Annotated in this window: 16 protein-coding genes; 4 read left to right on the plus strand and 12 right to left on the minus strand. The window is 36.6% G+C overall.

The features are described from left to right. The 10 genes from nhaA to BVH02_RS03385 all read right to left on the minus strand — a co-directional run bounded on the left by nhaA (position 1) and on the right by BVH02_RS03385 (position 9,407). The gene (gene nhaA, locus BVH02_RS03335) at positions 1 to 1,335 is read right to left on the minus strand and encodes a Na+/H+ antiporter NhaA (protein ID WP_086498863.1); all 1,335 of its coding nucleotides are present in this window, start codon (positions 1,333 to 1,335) and stop codon (positions 1 to 3) included. A 285-nt stretch (positions 1,336 to 1,620) separates the two neighbouring features. Then, positions 1,621 to 1,878: a hypothetical protein gene (locus tag BVH02_RS03340; protein ID WP_086498865.1), complete on the minus strand. Its 258-nt coding sequence runs from the start codon at positions 1,876 to 1,878 to the stop codon at positions 1,621 to 1,623. A 16-nt stretch (positions 1,879 to 1,894) separates the two neighbouring features. Continuing rightward, positions 1,895 to 2,419: a hypothetical protein gene (locus BVH02_RS03345; protein WP_086498866.1), complete on the minus strand. Its 525-nt coding sequence runs from the start codon at positions 2,417 to 2,419 to the stop codon at positions 1,895 to 1,897. Between the two features lie 343 nt (positions 2,420 to 2,762). Further along, entirely contained in the window at positions 2,763 to 2,975 is a 213-nt protein-coding gene (locus tag BVH02_RS03350; protein ID WP_086498868.1) for an SHOCT domain-containing protein, read from the minus strand. 37 nt (positions 2,976 to 3,012) lie between these two features. After that, the gene (locus BVH02_RS03355) at positions 3,013 to 4,293 is read right to left on the minus strand and encodes a hypothetical protein (RefSeq protein ID WP_086498870.1); all 1,281 of its coding nucleotides are present in this window, start codon (positions 4,291 to 4,293) and stop codon (positions 3,013 to 3,015) included. 23 nt (positions 4,294 to 4,316) lie between these two features. Continuing rightward, positions 4,317 to 4,919 carry a YceI family protein gene (locus tag BVH02_RS03360; RefSeq protein WP_086498873.1) on the minus strand — a complete coding sequence of 201 codons (603 nt, stop codon included), beginning with the start codon at positions 4,917 to 4,919 and terminating at the stop codon, positions 4,317 to 4,319. A gap of 208 nt (positions 4,920 to 5,127) precedes the next feature. Beyond that, positions 5,128 to 5,712, minus strand: a complete 585-nt coding sequence (locus BVH02_RS03365; protein WP_086498875.1) for a hypothetical protein — start codon at positions 5,710 to 5,712, stop codon at positions 5,128 to 5,130. Between the two features lie 281 nt (positions 5,713 to 5,993). Then, on the minus strand, positions 5,994 to 7,376 hold the full coding sequence (locus tag BVH02_RS03370) for an NAD-dependent succinate-semialdehyde dehydrogenase (protein ID WP_086498877.1): 1,383 nt from the start codon (positions 7,374 to 7,376) through the stop codon (positions 5,994 to 5,996). Positions 7,377 to 7,843: 467 nt separating this feature from the next. Then, entirely contained in the window at positions 7,844 to 8,734 is an 891-nt protein-coding gene (locus tag BVH02_RS03375; RefSeq protein ID WP_086498880.1) for a helix-turn-helix domain-containing protein, read from the minus strand. Between the two features lie 199 nt (positions 8,735 to 8,933). Beyond that, the gene (locus BVH02_RS03385; RefSeq protein WP_086498885.1) at positions 8,934 to 9,407 is read right to left on the minus strand and encodes a hypothetical protein; all 474 of its coding nucleotides are present in this window, start codon (positions 9,405 to 9,407) and stop codon (positions 8,934 to 8,936) included. Between the two features lie 782 nt (positions 9,408 to 10,189). On the opposite strand from BVH02_RS03385, the gene BVH02_RS03390 reads away from it, so the two are divergent. After that, positions 10,190 to 11,203 carry a potassium channel family protein gene (locus BVH02_RS03390; protein ID WP_086498888.1) on the plus strand — a complete coding sequence of 338 codons (1,014 nt, stop codon included), beginning with the start codon at positions 10,190 to 10,192 and terminating at the stop codon, positions 11,201 to 11,203. 321 nt (positions 11,204 to 11,524) lie between these two features. On the opposite strand, the gene BVH02_RS03395 is transcribed toward BVH02_RS03390, so the two are convergent. Both BVH02_RS03395 and BVH02_RS03400 read right to left on the minus strand, forming a co-directional pair. Then, positions 11,525 to 12,004 carry a DUF305 domain-containing protein gene (locus tag BVH02_RS03395; RefSeq protein ID WP_086498891.1) on the minus strand — a complete coding sequence of 160 codons (480 nt, stop codon included), beginning with the start codon at positions 12,002 to 12,004 and terminating at the stop codon, positions 11,525 to 11,527. A gap of 1,002 nt (positions 12,005 to 13,006) precedes the next feature. Beyond that, entirely contained in the window at positions 13,007 to 13,477 is a 471-nt protein-coding gene (locus BVH02_RS03400) for a JAB domain-containing protein (RefSeq protein WP_086498893.1), read from the minus strand. Between the two features lie 324 nt (positions 13,478 to 13,801). Between BVH02_RS03400 and BVH02_RS03405 the strand changes: the two genes are divergently transcribed. The 3 genes from BVH02_RS03405 to BVH02_RS03415 all read left to right on the plus strand — a co-directional run bounded on the left by BVH02_RS03405 (position 13,802) and on the right by BVH02_RS03415 (position 14,988). After that, positions 13,802 to 14,248, plus strand: a complete 447-nt coding sequence (locus BVH02_RS03405) for a hypothetical protein (protein WP_086498895.1) — start codon at positions 13,802 to 13,804, stop codon at positions 14,246 to 14,248. Between the two features lie 64 nt (positions 14,249 to 14,312). Continuing rightward, on the plus strand, positions 14,313 to 14,642 hold the full coding sequence (locus tag BVH02_RS03410) for a DUF4134 domain-containing protein (protein ID WP_111357187.1): 330 nt from the start codon (positions 14,313 to 14,315) through the stop codon (positions 14,640 to 14,642). Positions 14,643 to 14,661: 19 nt separating this feature from the next. Beyond that, on the plus strand, positions 14,662 to 14,988 hold the full coding sequence (locus tag BVH02_RS03415; protein WP_086498897.1) for a DUF4133 domain-containing protein: 327 nt from the start codon (positions 14,662 to 14,664) through the stop codon (positions 14,986 to 14,988). Positions 14,989 to 15,018 lie beyond the last annotated feature (30 nt).

Raw genomic sequence — 15,018 nt, forward strand, 5'->3', positions numbered from 1 at the left:
TTATTGACTATTGTCTGTATGAGTACTACTTGAATGTATTTTTTTACTCGAATACCAAAGTATTAGCCCTCCAACTACTCCTGCTAATAAAGAAGTAAACAGGATACTGAGCTTTGCAATGAATACATACTCTTCACTTGCAAATGCGAGTTCCGTGATAAATAATGACATAGTAAAACCTATGCCGGCAATAGTAGCTACTCCACATAGGTGCATCCATGACACTCCTTCTTGTAACTCTGCTATTTTCAGCTTGACGAGAAGCCAGCTAGCGCCCATAATACCCGTAAATTTCCCAACTAACAACCCAAAACCGATACCGAGGCTCACTGGGTGACTTATAATTTCAATAGAATCGCCATGAATGTGAATTCCTGTATTGACAAGGGCAAATAATGGTAGGATAAAAAATCCTACAATGGGTGCCAGCTGATGCTCTATTTTTTGCAGTGGTGTTTCTGCGTCATTCGTTTTTTGTTTGATCTCTTCCAGAATGTTCAGTTGTTTTTCTGAGATGAAACTTCCTCGGATGGACTCTGTCTCTAAAAACTGCAAGTGAAGTTTTTGCAGGTTCATAAGATAATCTTCTTCCTTGATTTTGACCTTGCCGGGTATGGCAAATGCGGTAAGTATGCCTGCAATAGTAGGATGTACACCTGAAAAGAAAAATGCCAGCCATACTCCGCCTATACCGACAAGTGCGTAGAACCAGGCTTTGCGAATTCCAATATAACTACCCCCCACCAATACAAGAAAGAATAGCACACCATTGAGCAAGTCCATATAAGAAATGCCTGAAGTGTAGAAGATAGCTATAACCAGTACTGCACCCAAATCATCGACTATCGCCAGCGCTATCAAAAATACTTTGAGTCCCACCGGTATCCGATTTCCAAACAAAGCAAGTACGCCTATGGCAAAGGCGATATCAGTAGCCATTGGAATACCCCAACCTTGCTCGGTAGCAGAGTTGAAGTTGAAAATAAGATAAATGACGGCCGGCACTACCATACCCCCGATTGCCGCTCCAATGGGTAAAATGGCTTTCTTGAATGAAGAGAGTTTCCCCCCTATAATCTCCCTTTTTAATTCCAGACCCACTTGCAAAAAGAAGATTGCCATTAGTCCATCATTAATCCAAAGTATAATAGATTCTGATATGAAAAATTCACCAATCCCGAGCGAGATTTCAGTGTGTATAAGGCTTTGATACAATCCTTTAAATGGCGAGTTTGCCAATAGCATGGCCACTACCACTGCAAGAAAAATAGCTATTCCTGATGCAGATTGATTTCTAAAAAGATTATTCAGTGTCTTACTAATTCTTGTTGTCATAGCTTTCTATTTAAACTATGTATATGTAAATCGGTCAGATAATTATATCGTAGATTTTCCCCATTATTGATATTGAAATAGACTACTTTGGGCAGATCAAAAAGTGAAGGAGGATACCAACATTCAAGAACAAATAGTGGCTCTGTCAGGCCGAAAGTAATGGTGATAACGCTCATCCCGAGCACCTATTTTCTATATTAATTTCTAAAAACAAAAATCAATTGGGGAAAAAACGCACGAATCATGAGCTAGGCATTGTAGAATAATTACTATTATACTAGTTTCTTACATTTTCTCATCTATTATGTTTCTATATTTTTTTATAGCAATTACAAATTTATAAACAGCTGGAATAAGCAAGATGAAAGCAAGAATATGATAATAGCTTTCTTTTACACCCTCAAAATAAATGAGCATCTCTATTAACAAAGAGAGAAAAAGCCACATAATCCCATAACCTAATTCACCCTTTACTATATTCTTCTTCGCTTTTTGTTCATAATTTACTTTCATAGTATTATTTTCTAATTCAAAACTATTCATGTTCCAAAACTGCCAATTATAATTTTAAGATTTTTTTACTCAGCACAAAAACGACCAGTGGTAAAATAGCAAACTGCAAAACCGGGGATAGACCTACTTCAACAATAGGAATCAACGGCATTGTATCCGCATACGACCAATCGCCACGCCAAGTATGCCATATCTCTGCCAATATAGCCCCTACTCCACCAACTAGTATCAGTACTAAACTTCTATTGAATCTTACAGGTACAATCCAAAGCACATTTTCGTATATAAGACCAAATGAAAAGAGCAGAATTAATACCATGAACATATCTGCTACTGAAGCCAGCGCACAAAAAGAAACATGTCCCAAATCATATTGGAATCCTTCATATAAAGGCCCTTGAGCTACTTCCCACGCAAAGTTCAGTATAAAGGCCGTAAAAGCTGTGGTAACTATGAAATACTTATAATTGCGCTTGTCTATTTCCCTTTTAAGGAAATGGACATATCCCACGATTATCAAGATTAAAGCAATAGTGGGCACAACAAAAATACCAAGACTTAGCTTATCCATTAGGGTTGATTTTCTATTAATGTTGACATAGTATTACGCATTTACAGCTTCTTTTCTCGTTTTCAAAAACCATTTTTCATTTAATAAAATCAAAAGAAGAGCAATAGTCGCTACTGCATTTAGAAACAAATCAGTCCATCCTTTTATCCATAAAAAAGCCTCCAGCGAAAAAAACATTTAGTACATTGGCAGTCAAGAGTATAAAACATTTTACTTCGAGTTATTTACGTAATTTTCTATAAACTCCTCTTTAAACGGTATTGTCCATAATGAGATAGAAAATGGCAATATCTGCAGCACGATCAGCAGTCTCAGAAAAATAAAGTGGTTACTGATACGTTTTTCATCTTTCTAGATCTTCTCTAATGCTGTTGTACTCCTCCTTACTAATTTCCCCCCTTGCATATCTTTTTTTCAAAATATCAAATGGCGTTTCATTTTTTGTTTTCTGACCCGGAATATCCCATGGTGTAGCAAAAATCCAAATCAAAATTATGACCCATATCGCCCACCAAATAATGTGCATACCCCAATAGTTTCCTTCTAACCAATGCATAGTATCTTCGTTTATATATAATTAATTTCATTCATTCTCAAAAGCTAATTATTGCCTCAATATCAAATCCATTGAATTTTGCACCTGCAAATCGTCCTGTCCAGGCAGTACCTTTATATTCCTGATTTACATATTCTACTTTCGCTAAAATGTTTTTAGAAATAAACCATCCGCCTCCAATATTCATTCTATTGATTTCAAGATCGCTTACTGCGCTCTCGCGCTCTTTGCCTCTTACTGAATTATATCGTCCCCCTACATAAAACTTTTCCTCTTTACCAAATCGATATACTAACTCCGCTGCCAGTTGGGTAAAAGCACCTTCCTTGTCAACGATGGGTTGAGTAAACGTATTACTGCCACTAGATCGCTCATAAATACCAAAGAACTCAAAACCCTTAAATTGTATAAAAGGATTTATCTGCAACGCTGTAAGTTTTGTGAAGCGGGCGTTGTAGCGACCATCAAAACTACTACCCTGTGAATTACCCTGTGAATCCGGCTGTGTATGTAACACATAGTAATATCGGCTGCCTGCTCGATCTCCACCATACAGCCAAGTTCCGGTAGTAGTACCCTTGTTTAAATAGAAAGATCCTGTTAAACGAAATCTTAGATCATTCTTAAGTTGTTTGTCAAATCCCAACTTTCCGTAAAGAGACGGTTTATTATCAGATGAATTTGTGACCACTACATTCTGATTAAGTTTACCATTTGAAGCGCCAATAACGAATAGTAGTCCACTCTTTTGAACAGTAACCTCCCCAAATGCTTCCGTTGAAAAGGAATCCATAATATAGTTTCCTATAAAGGGATTAAAAATTGCCCTGGCATTATCAGATCTTCTGAAGTGAGCATCGCCATAATTAAATTCATCCAACCCAATTGTTACGGTAGTATACCTCATGATTCCCTCAAGAAATCCCTTTCGAACAAAATCCAGTTTATCAATTTGAATATGCCCTCCCTTTATCCACGTTTCGTTGTGGTTCCTGGAAGACAAATACGTACGTAAATGCATACGAACACCATCCAAAAGTTGCACATCAAGGTTTAGATTGGCAGAGGGTAAATTAAAATCAGTACCCAATTCCACCAGGTTGTTGGCCTCATTACTTTGATTCAGCCCTTGGAATTGCATGGCGAAATCCCCACCTACTCTGACTTTAACACCATCAAATATTACCGAGTCCAACTTAGAAGTTTCAAATGTATTTAACCCACGTTGATCATTGGGCCTGAAAAACTGAAGGTGAGGTTGTTGCGCATTTGCCAGAAAAGAAGCAAAAAAGCAAAGTAAGAGTAGTTTTATTTTCATGATCTTGTATTTAATACTATATGTTAATTTTTATACACCATGATAAAATCCAATGTGACGGCATCCCCTGTTTTCATCGCGCCAAACAAAAAGGATGGTGGCTCTACCTCATAATCAGACATCTTCAACGATTCAGTTCCTATGCATGTAATCGTGGAATCTTTATTTAGTGAGCAATATACGTTCATGACTACTTCTTTTGTGACACCTGAAATAGTAAGATTACCTGTAGTCTTGATTAGAAATTTATGATCTTTCTCTGCTGACACTTTAGCTGATGAAAGCGTATAAATAATACTTTTATGTTTGTCCGTTTTTAAAGCTTGGTACGCATTTTTATCCAATCCTTTTTTGTCACTTTTCAGATTGGTTACCGGCAAGGAAAAAGTTAAGGAACTAAGTCCGACTAAGGTTTGATTATCGTCTTTCTTTAAATCAAACTGAGCTTTTCCGGAGAAAGCCTGGGCATTCATTTCCCAATCGTGTAAACTCGATGTTCCTGACAATTTCATGTCATTGGATTTTGAGTCGTCAATTAAATAGGTTGATTGTGCCACTACAACCTGGCCAAAGCTAAAAAGACAATACACAATCAGTGTAATCCCATGTTTATAGTTATTTTTCATAGTTAATTTTAGGATTTGACTAAATGCTTACTTTCCTATAAGTAATCATCTTCTTCTGCGTGACCTGAAGAACAATCCTACTAAAATAATTACCACAACTAGGGTGAGTACCCACCAGCCAAGGTGCATTCCCATATATCCATAATCTCCATTGTACATCATAGCTATTGATATTTTATTTAATGAAATCACTATTGATGGTATCAGTTTAATTATGATCCATTTCATTAATCTTCAGACTCTTATCCTTTTCTTTCATCTTATGCATCATCTTTGCTTTCATTTCAGGATTCTCCATCATTTTTTCCATCATCTCTTCCATCATCGCAGGGTTTTCTTTCATTTTTTGCATCATTTTTTCTTTCATTTCCCCTTGCATCTCTTTGTTTTCATGCATTGTGTGCATTAGCATCTTTCTTCCTTCGGAACTTCCCAACATTTTATCGAGCATCATCGTTTGCATTTTTTCTTTCATTTCAGGATTCTCCATCATTTTCTGCATATTCGATTCCATCTTCTGTTTCATTTCAGGATTTTTCTCCATCATCGTTTTCATCTTTCCAGATTCCATCATTTGCATATGATTCTGCATCATTATCTTTTGTGCACCTTCATTCTGTTGTGCCAAATCGATAAGTTCGCTGAATTGGCTCTGGTTTGAAATGATCTCTTGATAAAGGGCATTTCTGTTTTCCATATTTTCCATAGTTTCGTAAGCATTAAAGGTAGATTTACAGCTCATTAATGAGCCAATCACACTAAAAAGGAGTAATGTTTTTACTATAGTTTTCATTTTACTTTGATTTAGATTTAATAATATTTTGTTGACAGTTTTAATTTATCAATGATTGCTATTTTATATTATGATTATTCGCATCCAATAGCTATCGGATGATGCCAGTACCATTGTTTTCTTTGGTTGAGAGGCTAGAGAACAGATGACCGCAGTGGCCTAGAAATCATTGTTTACCCTAGTTTCTATTACCTTTATCTCCTTACTGGTATAAAATCGGATATACATATTTTATATTTTTCTTTTATAGCAAAATCACAACTAGTACCATTATTATACAATTAGAAAGGGTCATTGAGCCCACTGATACGAATCAGTTTTTTGTTTACAAACTCCTGAATCCCTAACGCTGAAAGTTCACGACCGAAGCCTGAACGTTTTGTTCCACCAAAAGGAAGATCGGCTTGTGTCCAGGTGGGATGGTTAATAAATACCATTCCGGTATCAATCTGATCGGCTATCCTTTTACCGCGTTCGATGTCTTGTGTAAATACAGATGCGCCCAAACCAAAATCAGAATCATTGGCCAGTTCTATGGCAGCCTGTTCGTCTTTCACCACATAGAAAGTGGCAACCGGGCCGAATAATTCTTCATGATAAGCAGCAATGCCAGGCTTTAGGTCGGTGAGTATGGTGGGTTCCATAAAGGCGCCTTCACGATCGGCACGTTTACCACCCAATAAAACTTTTGCACCTTCATTAACCGAACGTTCCACCTGATCGGCTAAATGAACCGCCGCTTCTTCACTACTTAAAGGGCCTAATTCTGTTGTGGGATCCATCGGATCACCCACTTTCATTTTTGATAACTTGTCTTTGAACTTTTGAATAAATTCATCGGCTATTGCTTCCACGGCAATAAATCGCTTGGAGGCTACACAACATTGACCGTTGTTATTTATCCTGCCTACCACTGCCCACTCCACCGTTTTTTCCATGTCGGCATCTTCCAGTATAATGAACACGTCATTACCGCCAAGCTCCAGTACAACTTTTTTCAAATGTTTTCCGGCTTCCATGGCAATACTTGCACCTGCTTCTTCACTTCCTGTTAGAGAGACACCTTTTATTCTTTTATCAGAAACCAATGCTGATGCACGTTTTCCGGAGATGAATAGATTAGTATATAATCCTTCAGGAGCGTTTGCCTCTTCGAAGAGTTCTTCGATAGCAGCAGCGCATTGTGGAACGATAGAGGCATGTTTAAGCAATATCGTATTGCCCACCATAATATTGGGAGCTGCAAAGCGAGCTACTTGATAGTATGGAAAATTCCAGGGCATCACACCCAGCAATACACCAATGGGACTATTTCGAATTATGGCCTCTCCATACTCGGGATCTAGCACTTTATCTGCCAGAAATTCTTCACCATGATCTGCGTAATAATCAAGTATATCTGCGCTCAAGTCTATTTCTCCCTCAGCCTGAGCAATGACTTTACCCATTTCTAAAGTGATAGTTTTAGCCAATTCAGACTTCTTGATACGCATAAGCGTAGCTACCTTATGCAGCAAATCGGCTCGCTGTTGGTAGCTGGTTTCTTTCCAATCAGCAAAAGTTACTTTCGCTTTAGCTATTTTGGCTTCCACTTCCTTTTCTGTCATTTCTTCGAATGACTTCAGCACCTTATTTGTATTAGGATTGATTGTTTGGATGGACATTTTGTTGAAATTTTAAATGTATAGTAGTAAAGGATATTCCTTTATTACTTTGCAGGCTTTGCTAAAAACATGCTTCAGTTTCATAGTTTTAATTTGTGAATACAGAATTTAATGAGTAACCTTTTTGGTGAATATTACCAAGATATAGACATTCTAAATTAACTGCGTTACATAATCATTTATAATAGTTGCATAATTCACACATTTCTCTTTTTCGAAGATCTAATGGCTATTTCTCTCATTGTTCAGAGATATTCTAAGATGTAGCAAAACCGAAATAATAAATACGACTTAGATACTCCTATTTATGATGTGTAAGACCAATTTGTGTCTATATAATTAGTAATTAATAAAACTTATTTTACAAATTATCAATTAATCCACTATAATCGTATAAACAAAATTACTGGTTTGAAACTATTCAAAAGTAACTGTTTATTAAGGTCTATATGTTTGAAATTTTATCTTTATTGTATGATATTCCGTCTATTTTCATAGCTTAATTTTTCTTTCGAAGTATTGTTCACTTGGGCAGAAAGCTTTTTAAAAAAATCCTTTTTTTTAAGGTTGCTTTTCTCAATTAGAAGACCCTTCAAGCCATCCTTTGTTTCAATGCCGTAGATCACCGACTTACCTGCTGCATTTTCATTTTCATCAAAACGGTAGAACTCAGAAATATTTAAATCCTTTATCATAAAGCTGGCGCAGAGATCTTTACATTCCAGACAATCATTTTTCTTGTTAAAATTATAGGAGTAGCCTTTTTCTCTGAAATCGTCAATTGCTTCAGATAAATTTTTGTAGTAACTGTTCTCGTTTCGCATAACTTCCTTATAATCAGATACTGAAATGCCGGTAACTCGTTTAAACTGACTTGATAGGTAATGTACCGAACTGTACCTTAGCGTGACAGCAATCTCACTTAGATTGAGCTCGTCATACTTTAGGAGTTCTTTTACCCGATCTACTCTTTTGTTTATGTAGTAGGTCTCTACGGTGATTCCTTGGCTTTTTGAAAAGTGTTTGCTGATAAAATTGTAGTTTTTACCTATTTCGTGAGCTAGAAAATCAGAAAACTTAATCTCTTGAGAGGAACTTTCCAACTTTTTTAAGTACTGCTGGACACAAAGTTTTATTTCTTCCATAAGGATCTGCTCTTTGTCTTCAAGTATCCCAAGCCCATAAGAAATGAACCTTTCTGCTATTATGTTCTTGGTTAAGGATTCAGGGGCATGTATAGTCACATGGCCAAGCCGAATGGTAGACACGAATGCTCCCAATGACTGTAATTCATTCCGAACTACCAGAATACAACTCTGGCAAACCATATTTTTGATATTTAAATTAATAGTTTTCATCTGTTGAAAAGTTTAACTTTTCTGATACTGAATCATTTCAGTCTTGCGAAGGAGATACTTGCCGATCAAAACTTACCGACCAAGAGTAACTCCCCTCAGAAAAATGAGATTAATAAAATCGAGAAAAAAGGGGGGATAAGGCTGAATAGCTTGCAGTCTGGGAAAAAGCAAATAGAAATATCAGCCTAACAGATGAAATCTAAATTAGGAAGGATTGAATAAAAATGCGAATACGGTAGCCACTAACGGGTGGTGGCAGATTTGCATATAAAAATGGAAGTATTTTTTGATGGAAGATTTCTGCTTGAAAGTCTAGAGCAAATACATGATACAATAAGTGAAATATGGGTGTTTCTACAGGAATTTGTTTTAAGTCATATTTAATTAATGATGCATAGAGATTTTTTACAATTTCGTCACAGCATTCTTCTTCATCGTTTTCTTGATGTTCACTTGGGCCATTGTGTTTGTGGGCCAAGATTTCATCAGAATGATGACCATACCCTTCATTTTGATGCTGATCAACCGTCTCTACGATAGCTGTAGGGTGGCTTACCCAGGAAATTAAACCCATATCACAAAGTGCATCGCACACGAAAACACTCACAAACCCTGTCAGGAGCAGAGTAACAATGAATTGTTTCTTAAAATGCAATTTTCTTATTCTGATCATCGGTGCTCAAAAGATATTACACTAATATTAGCGAATATTAGGGACATATTTTAGGAAAAATTATTAATAAAAACATGATATAAGTCATTAATTTAAATTAATCTGATATCTAATTATATTATTGGGTGTCTACCCGCGGATTCAAACTATTTTTAGTCTAACCCTGCCTCCTTAAACACTATTATATCTATACCTGCTCAGCTATTGATTTTACCGAACGCGTTCTGCTAAGCAATATCCCCATGCCGGCAACTGATCATTCCCCCTTTAACCAGAGCATCTTGATCTATTTCAACGTTTGCTTTGAAATGTCTTTTCATGTTGTCTTACTTGACCAGCCATACGACATCCTTTCATGATACCTTTATATCTTGGAAGAAGTGCCGTTTAATCAGACTGGAATGATTGCGTCAGTTCTTGTTGGTATTACTTTTTTAAAGGAGTTACATGGTGTTTCTCCACGGAAGAAACGTAAATAGCTAGCTTCAGAACAACAAAGGGAATTTAATGCCTATCAATTATCAATTTTTCAGCTTGCGGACTGCGTACTATTTTCCTATTACAATTTATCTGGACAGAGCAAGTGTTGCACGGTAGGGTAAAATGTGTGCAATGTTTCTATGAGTGTAGAAGGCCAAAACCAGCTTTTCCATGTAAGCACCTTGGGGTGAGGAGCTTTATTCTACTCCTGTGAAATTACTTTTTCTACCACAGTCCATTTTTCTAACCGAATTATCTCTTACACCCTTTATCTTAGTAACTAATCAGAACAAACCTTTCCTATGAACTTCTTATACTTCATCTTCGGAACGATAATATTTCTAATGATCGTAGCGGATATTATTAAAACTGCTTTTTCATCAAATGGAGGAGGAAAGTTAACCGAATGGGTATCCTTAGGTATCTGGCATGTTTTCTTTACAGCTGCTGGAAAAAAAGCAAACAGCAAGCTATTGGAATATGCAGGACCGACGGTGTTGGTTTCAATCCTATTGGTATGGGTAATCGGAATGTGGTTTGGCTTTTTTATTATGCTGCTGTCTGATATCGATTCTGTTATAAATAGTACTACAAAAGCGAACACTGACACGTGGGAGAAGTTATATTACGCGGGATTTACGCTTTCTACCTTGGGGGTTGGCGATTATATCCCCTCAAATAACTTTTGGAGGGTTTTTACCAATATTGCAGCCTATTCTGGCCTCGTTTTCATCACAACGTCTATCACTTATTTTGTTCCAGTGCTTTCAGCAGTTGCATTGAAGTCCAAGCTGAGTCTATATATCAACAGTATGGGCAAATCTCCTCAGCAAATTCTGTTAAATAGCTGGAATGGAAAGGATTTCAATTCATTTATTGACAATGTATCAGACCTATGCCAAATGCTGATCCATCATACCATGAACCACCATTCCTATCCCGTCATTCACTACTTCCATAAGAGTACGATAGACTTGGCTTTCGCTCCCGCCTTTGTGATGCTAGATGAAGTTCATCATTTGCTCTCCAATGTCATTAAAGATGACATATCAATAGATACTCTAAAAATGAAAATGCTCAAGACAACTTTGGACCAACATTTGGAAATGCTTCAGAAAAGTTATTTGAACGACGAGTCTGCGATTGAGGTAACACCTCACTTAACACAATTATTAAAAGAAAAGGAAGATTATTTTAAAAAAGCGGAGGATTACAAATATTGTGATAATAAGCTGGAGAAACGTCGGAAGTTACTTACTCTTATGCTGGAAAAAACTGGATGGAGCTGGGAGGCCATTCATAATAATATAGACTAGATAGTGATGAGTAACCTAGTACTGAATTTTTTCGATGCACTTTACCAATTTGAATTACAATCCTAATTAGGCATGAGGGTGATTAACCTGTACACGGTATAAGATTTAAATTTTCCGCAAAGGCCGAAATAATTGTTCAATTTATATCCTAAGAATATATCTTTTTTGAAAAATAAAATAACCCTGCATCTTTGAGACACAGGGCTATTTAATTATAATATTTCATCCAAGTATTCGTACGTTTTGGAGATAAAGCGAAACTTTACAGAATATAAATGCTACATAATACATTTTCAGAAATCATAACACGTTTTCAAAGAATTACTCTTGGCTCAATCTTTTTATCATCGCTTTCATCTCACCAATTTCTCTTCTTTGAGCTTCAATTATATCATTAGCCAGCTTTTTAACTTCGGGGTCTTTTATATCTGCACGTTCGCTTGTTAAAATTGCAATAGAGTGGTGTGGAATCATGGCTTTCATCCAAAGAACATCACCGATGGGTTCTTGTGACCGTACAAGAAATAGAGCGCTAGCAAATAACACAAAACTTCCAAACAGAATTGCTATATTTTTTTGTTTATTTTTATACATTTTTTTCATGAATAGAAACATAATAACAGCCATGGCTGAAATACCCAAACAGGACATGTAAAATCTGGTTAAACTAAAATACACATGGTCAAATTGATATGTATTTAGATACATTGTAATATACATTGCTACAAACGACCAGATCAACATAGAAACAAATGTTGTATATTGCCCTTTCATTTCATTATTTTTTTTAGCGTGTTTCATTTGAATGATTTTAGAATAAATTTATTATAAATAAGCTATAAATTCATCATTATATGTACTTGAATAATTATTATTTCAACAATTTAATTTTGTTGGCTTACTGCGAACTATTCACCCCGAAAATAGTAATTATAAGATTATAATTAATATCGTTATGTCTCAATAAACACATCATATTAGTGGTTTAAGTAAAACCTATAAGAGTGATTCTCATGTATTTTAAGCGAAATATAATACAATCATCTAGCAGCAGAATGGAATAGATTATTGATCATTATAGTTATTAAACTATAAATAAATTATTTAATTAATAATAATCAACACTTCAAGTTTCACTTTTTTTAAGCATTTCCGTCCTCCATTATAACCTTAGCAAGGAGAAAAGTTTATCGAATTTTTACCATATATTCTTAACACTTGTCCCTCAAGCCTGTGAATAAATTTGTTAGACACATCTTCTACTGTAATATAATTCAATTAGCATCTATGCAAAATTGACAATTACATTTACATTAATAGTCAGACAAAGGTTATCTATACAAACCTTAACATGGGCCGGGATTTAACAACACTTCAATTACTATTCCATCCCTTCTTTTTACTATAAAAAGTTATTTTTAAAATTTTTGGGAATTATTTTCCCCAAGAATGAGGCTAACTTTTCCATATTAATTACAATATTAAATTATCCCAGTCTACTCTATTTTCAAGATTTCCAAATCTGCGCTTCTCATGTTAGAATATATTTTGTATATAAAAACTTCTAGGAGTGTTCATTCACTCAAACAATTTACTTATTGCATTAAAAGATTATGATTACCCCATATTATAATCTCAAAATATTATAGATAATAAAGCTAATATTCATTAAAATAGATACAGGGGAAAACTCTCTAATGACAATCATTTAGGAATCCTAAAACATAAGTTGAATCTTGCGGCCGTTCAAACACTTCCAAATGGAAGGTTATGAATTTTATATCCATAATTAAAAAAAGGAGCCTAAAGCTCTCCTTCATCTGCAAAGGAATAATATCCTTCTGCGGTCATTATCACATGATCCAGCACCGGGATATCCAGAATAACACCGGCTTGCTTAATCCGCTGGGTTAATCTTTTATCCTGTTCTGAAGGCATTAGATTCCCACTCGGATGATTATGTGCCAGGATGACAGAACTAGAATTTGATTTGATTGCAGCGGCATACACCAGCTTCACATCCACTATTGTTCCTGCTGTCCCTCCAGAACTGATAGTTACAATTCCAAGAACTTTATTGGCTCTAGATAGCAGCATCACTTTGAAATCCTCTACAAACTCAATTCGGTCATTATCCCAAGCCTGGGCAAACACTTCATATACCTGTCTTGAACTTTCAACTCTTGGTCTTAGGGAGTTTTTTACTTTAGCACTATAGCTTAGCTTGATTTCAGCTACTTCATAAAAATCATTTTTTCTTTCTAGCGTATCCATAATTTCTTTTCGTTTTGGTGAACAATGAATTAGGACAGCTACACAGGTCTTGGGGGAGATAAGGCCATGAGGAAAAGGAATAAATAATGAGCCGCAGGCGAATGGCTTTATGCCGGAAGCTCATGGACGCATCGCAGCCAAGGACTAATTTTGGAAGAATTCAGGGACAAAAAACTTCAGCTCATTACCAATTATCTATAAAATATTTTAAAAAACTATTTTTTGGTAGCTACCACAAAGGTGTAAAAAACAGGGATTTACCATCCCCACATTTGCTTCTGTCAGCGAGACAAAATAAGTAAGCTGACCCAAAACAGTAGCACTATGTTGGAAGCAATTACCTGGAACACCTACTTCAGCACTTTGGCAATAGGTCTGGCAGCCTACTACCTCATCATCATAGGATTATACTATAAACAAGAATTTCGCAACCTGATTTCGGGAAAATTCAAGCTGGTTAATCAGATTCGTCAGCAGGAAAAAGGGCGGCATCTGAGAAGGACTGACGAAAACTCAACTGATCACTTTGAAGAGTTGGAAGCTACTGTTGCGGAATTAAACGGCATCCTCGGGAAGGCGGGGCAAAATAGGACAAGCAAGGATATTCTGCTTTCGCAGCTACTCCGAACGCTGTCAAACCACACCGGGCTTCGGGAGCCCGCCTACCGGGTTGCCGTTATCAATTTCATTTTAGAAAACGCTTCTAAGTATTGCCGAATCGTCTTCAGTGAATCTGAACTGGAAGAGGCATGGAGCGCTCAGTCTCCTTAGCCTTAATCAAGGCTATCCTACTTCATTTTACCAAATCCAACACAACCACTAAAACGATAACAATATGAAAGAGCACCATAAACCACAAAAGACAGCCATTAAAAAAACAGTCTTGGTAGCTGTTTTCCTTGGCATAACCACATTGCAGGCACATTCCCAAGATGGTCTTGCGGGAATCGAAGAAGCCAACCGTCAGGTGCGCAGCTACTTTGATGCAGGCACCAGTCTGATGTATGCTATCGGTGCCATTCTCGGATTGATCGGTGCAGTAAAAGTCTATCAAAAATGGAATGCAGGTGATCCCGATACAGGCAAAGTGGCAGCTGCCTGGTTTGGAAGCTGTGTCTTTCTAGTCGTGGTGGCCACGGTCATCAAATCCTTCTTTGGAGTCTAATAGTAACACACATAATCTCATGGGAAACAGCGTCTATCGGATCAATAAAGGCATCAACAAGCCCATTGAATTTAAAGGATTAAAAGCCCAGTACATCTGGTACCTCGGGGCAGGTGTGCTGGCACTACTTGTCGCCTTCGCTATTCTCTTTATTCTGGGAGTAAACCCTTTTATCTGTCTATTCATCATTGCTATTTCAGGAACTGCACTGGTCATCAAGGTATATAGACTAAGCCATACTTACGGGGAACACGGCATGATGAAAAAGCTAGCCCACCGTCAAATCCCTTGTAACATCCGCATCAAATCAAGAGGGGTTTACCGAAAACTTAAAACCAAAAAGTAACTATCAAATCTGAGTCAACTACTTCCCAAC

Origin of the sequence: Algoriphagus ratkowskyi, assembly GCF_002150505.1 — a bacterium.
Classification (GTDB): Bacteria; Bacteroidota; Bacteroidia; order Cytophagales; family Cyclobacteriaceae; genus Algoriphagus; species Algoriphagus ratkowskyi.

Bases quoted from the DNA above. Each gene is read 5' to 3' on its own strand.
- nhaA (WP_086498863.1), bottom strand. From the start codon at position 1,335: ATGACAACAAGAATTAGTAAGACACTGAATAATCTTTTTAGAAATCAA.
- BVH02_RS03340 (WP_086498865.1), bottom strand. From the start codon at position 1,878: ATGAATAGTTTTGAATTAGAAAATAATACTATGAAAGTAAATTATGAA.
- BVH02_RS03345 (WP_086498866.1), bottom strand. From the start codon at position 2,419: ATGGATAAGCTAAGTCTTGGTATTTTTGTTGTGCCCACTATTGCTTTA.
- BVH02_RS03350 (WP_086498868.1), bottom strand. From the start codon at position 2,975: ATGCATTGGTTAGAAGGAAACTATTGGGGTATGCACATTATTTGGTGG.
- BVH02_RS03355 (WP_086498870.1), bottom strand. From the start codon at position 4,293: ATGAAAATAAAACTACTCTTACTTTGCTTTTTTGCTTCTTTTCTGGCA.
- BVH02_RS03360 (WP_086498873.1), bottom strand. From the start codon at position 4,919: ATGAAAAATAACTATAAACATGGGATTACACTGATTGTGTATTGTCTT.
- BVH02_RS03365 (WP_086498875.1), bottom strand. From the start codon at position 5,712: ATGAAAACTATAGTAAAAACATTACTCCTTTTTAGTGTGATTGGCTCA.
- BVH02_RS03370 (WP_086498877.1), bottom strand. From the start codon at position 7,376: ATGTCCATCCAAACAATCAATCCTAATACAAATAAGGTGCTGAAGTCA.
- BVH02_RS03375 (WP_086498880.1), bottom strand. From the start codon at position 8,734: ATGAAAACTATTAATTTAAATATCAAAAATATGGTTTGCCAGAGTTGT.
- BVH02_RS03385 (WP_086498885.1), bottom strand. From the start codon at position 9,407: ATGATCAGAATAAGAAAATTGCATTTTAAGAAACAATTCATTGTTACT.
- BVH02_RS03390 (WP_086498888.1), top strand. From the start codon at position 10,190: ATGAACTTCTTATACTTCATCTTCGGAACGATAATATTTCTAATGATC.
- BVH02_RS03395 (WP_086498891.1), bottom strand. From the start codon at position 12,004: ATGAAACACGCTAAAAAAAATAATGAAATGAAAGGGCAATATACAACA.
- BVH02_RS03400 (WP_086498893.1), bottom strand. From the start codon at position 13,477: ATGGATACGCTAGAAAGAAAAAATGATTTTTATGAAGTAGCTGAAATC.
- BVH02_RS03405 (WP_086498895.1), top strand. From the start codon at position 13,802: ATGTTGGAAGCAATTACCTGGAACACCTACTTCAGCACTTTGGCAATA.
- BVH02_RS03410 (WP_111357187.1), top strand. From the start codon at position 14,313: ATGAAAGAGCACCATAAACCACAAAAGACAGCCATTAAAAAAACAGTC.
- BVH02_RS03415 (WP_086498897.1), top strand. From the start codon at position 14,662: ATGGGAAACAGCGTCTATCGGATCAATAAAGGCATCAACAAGCCCATT.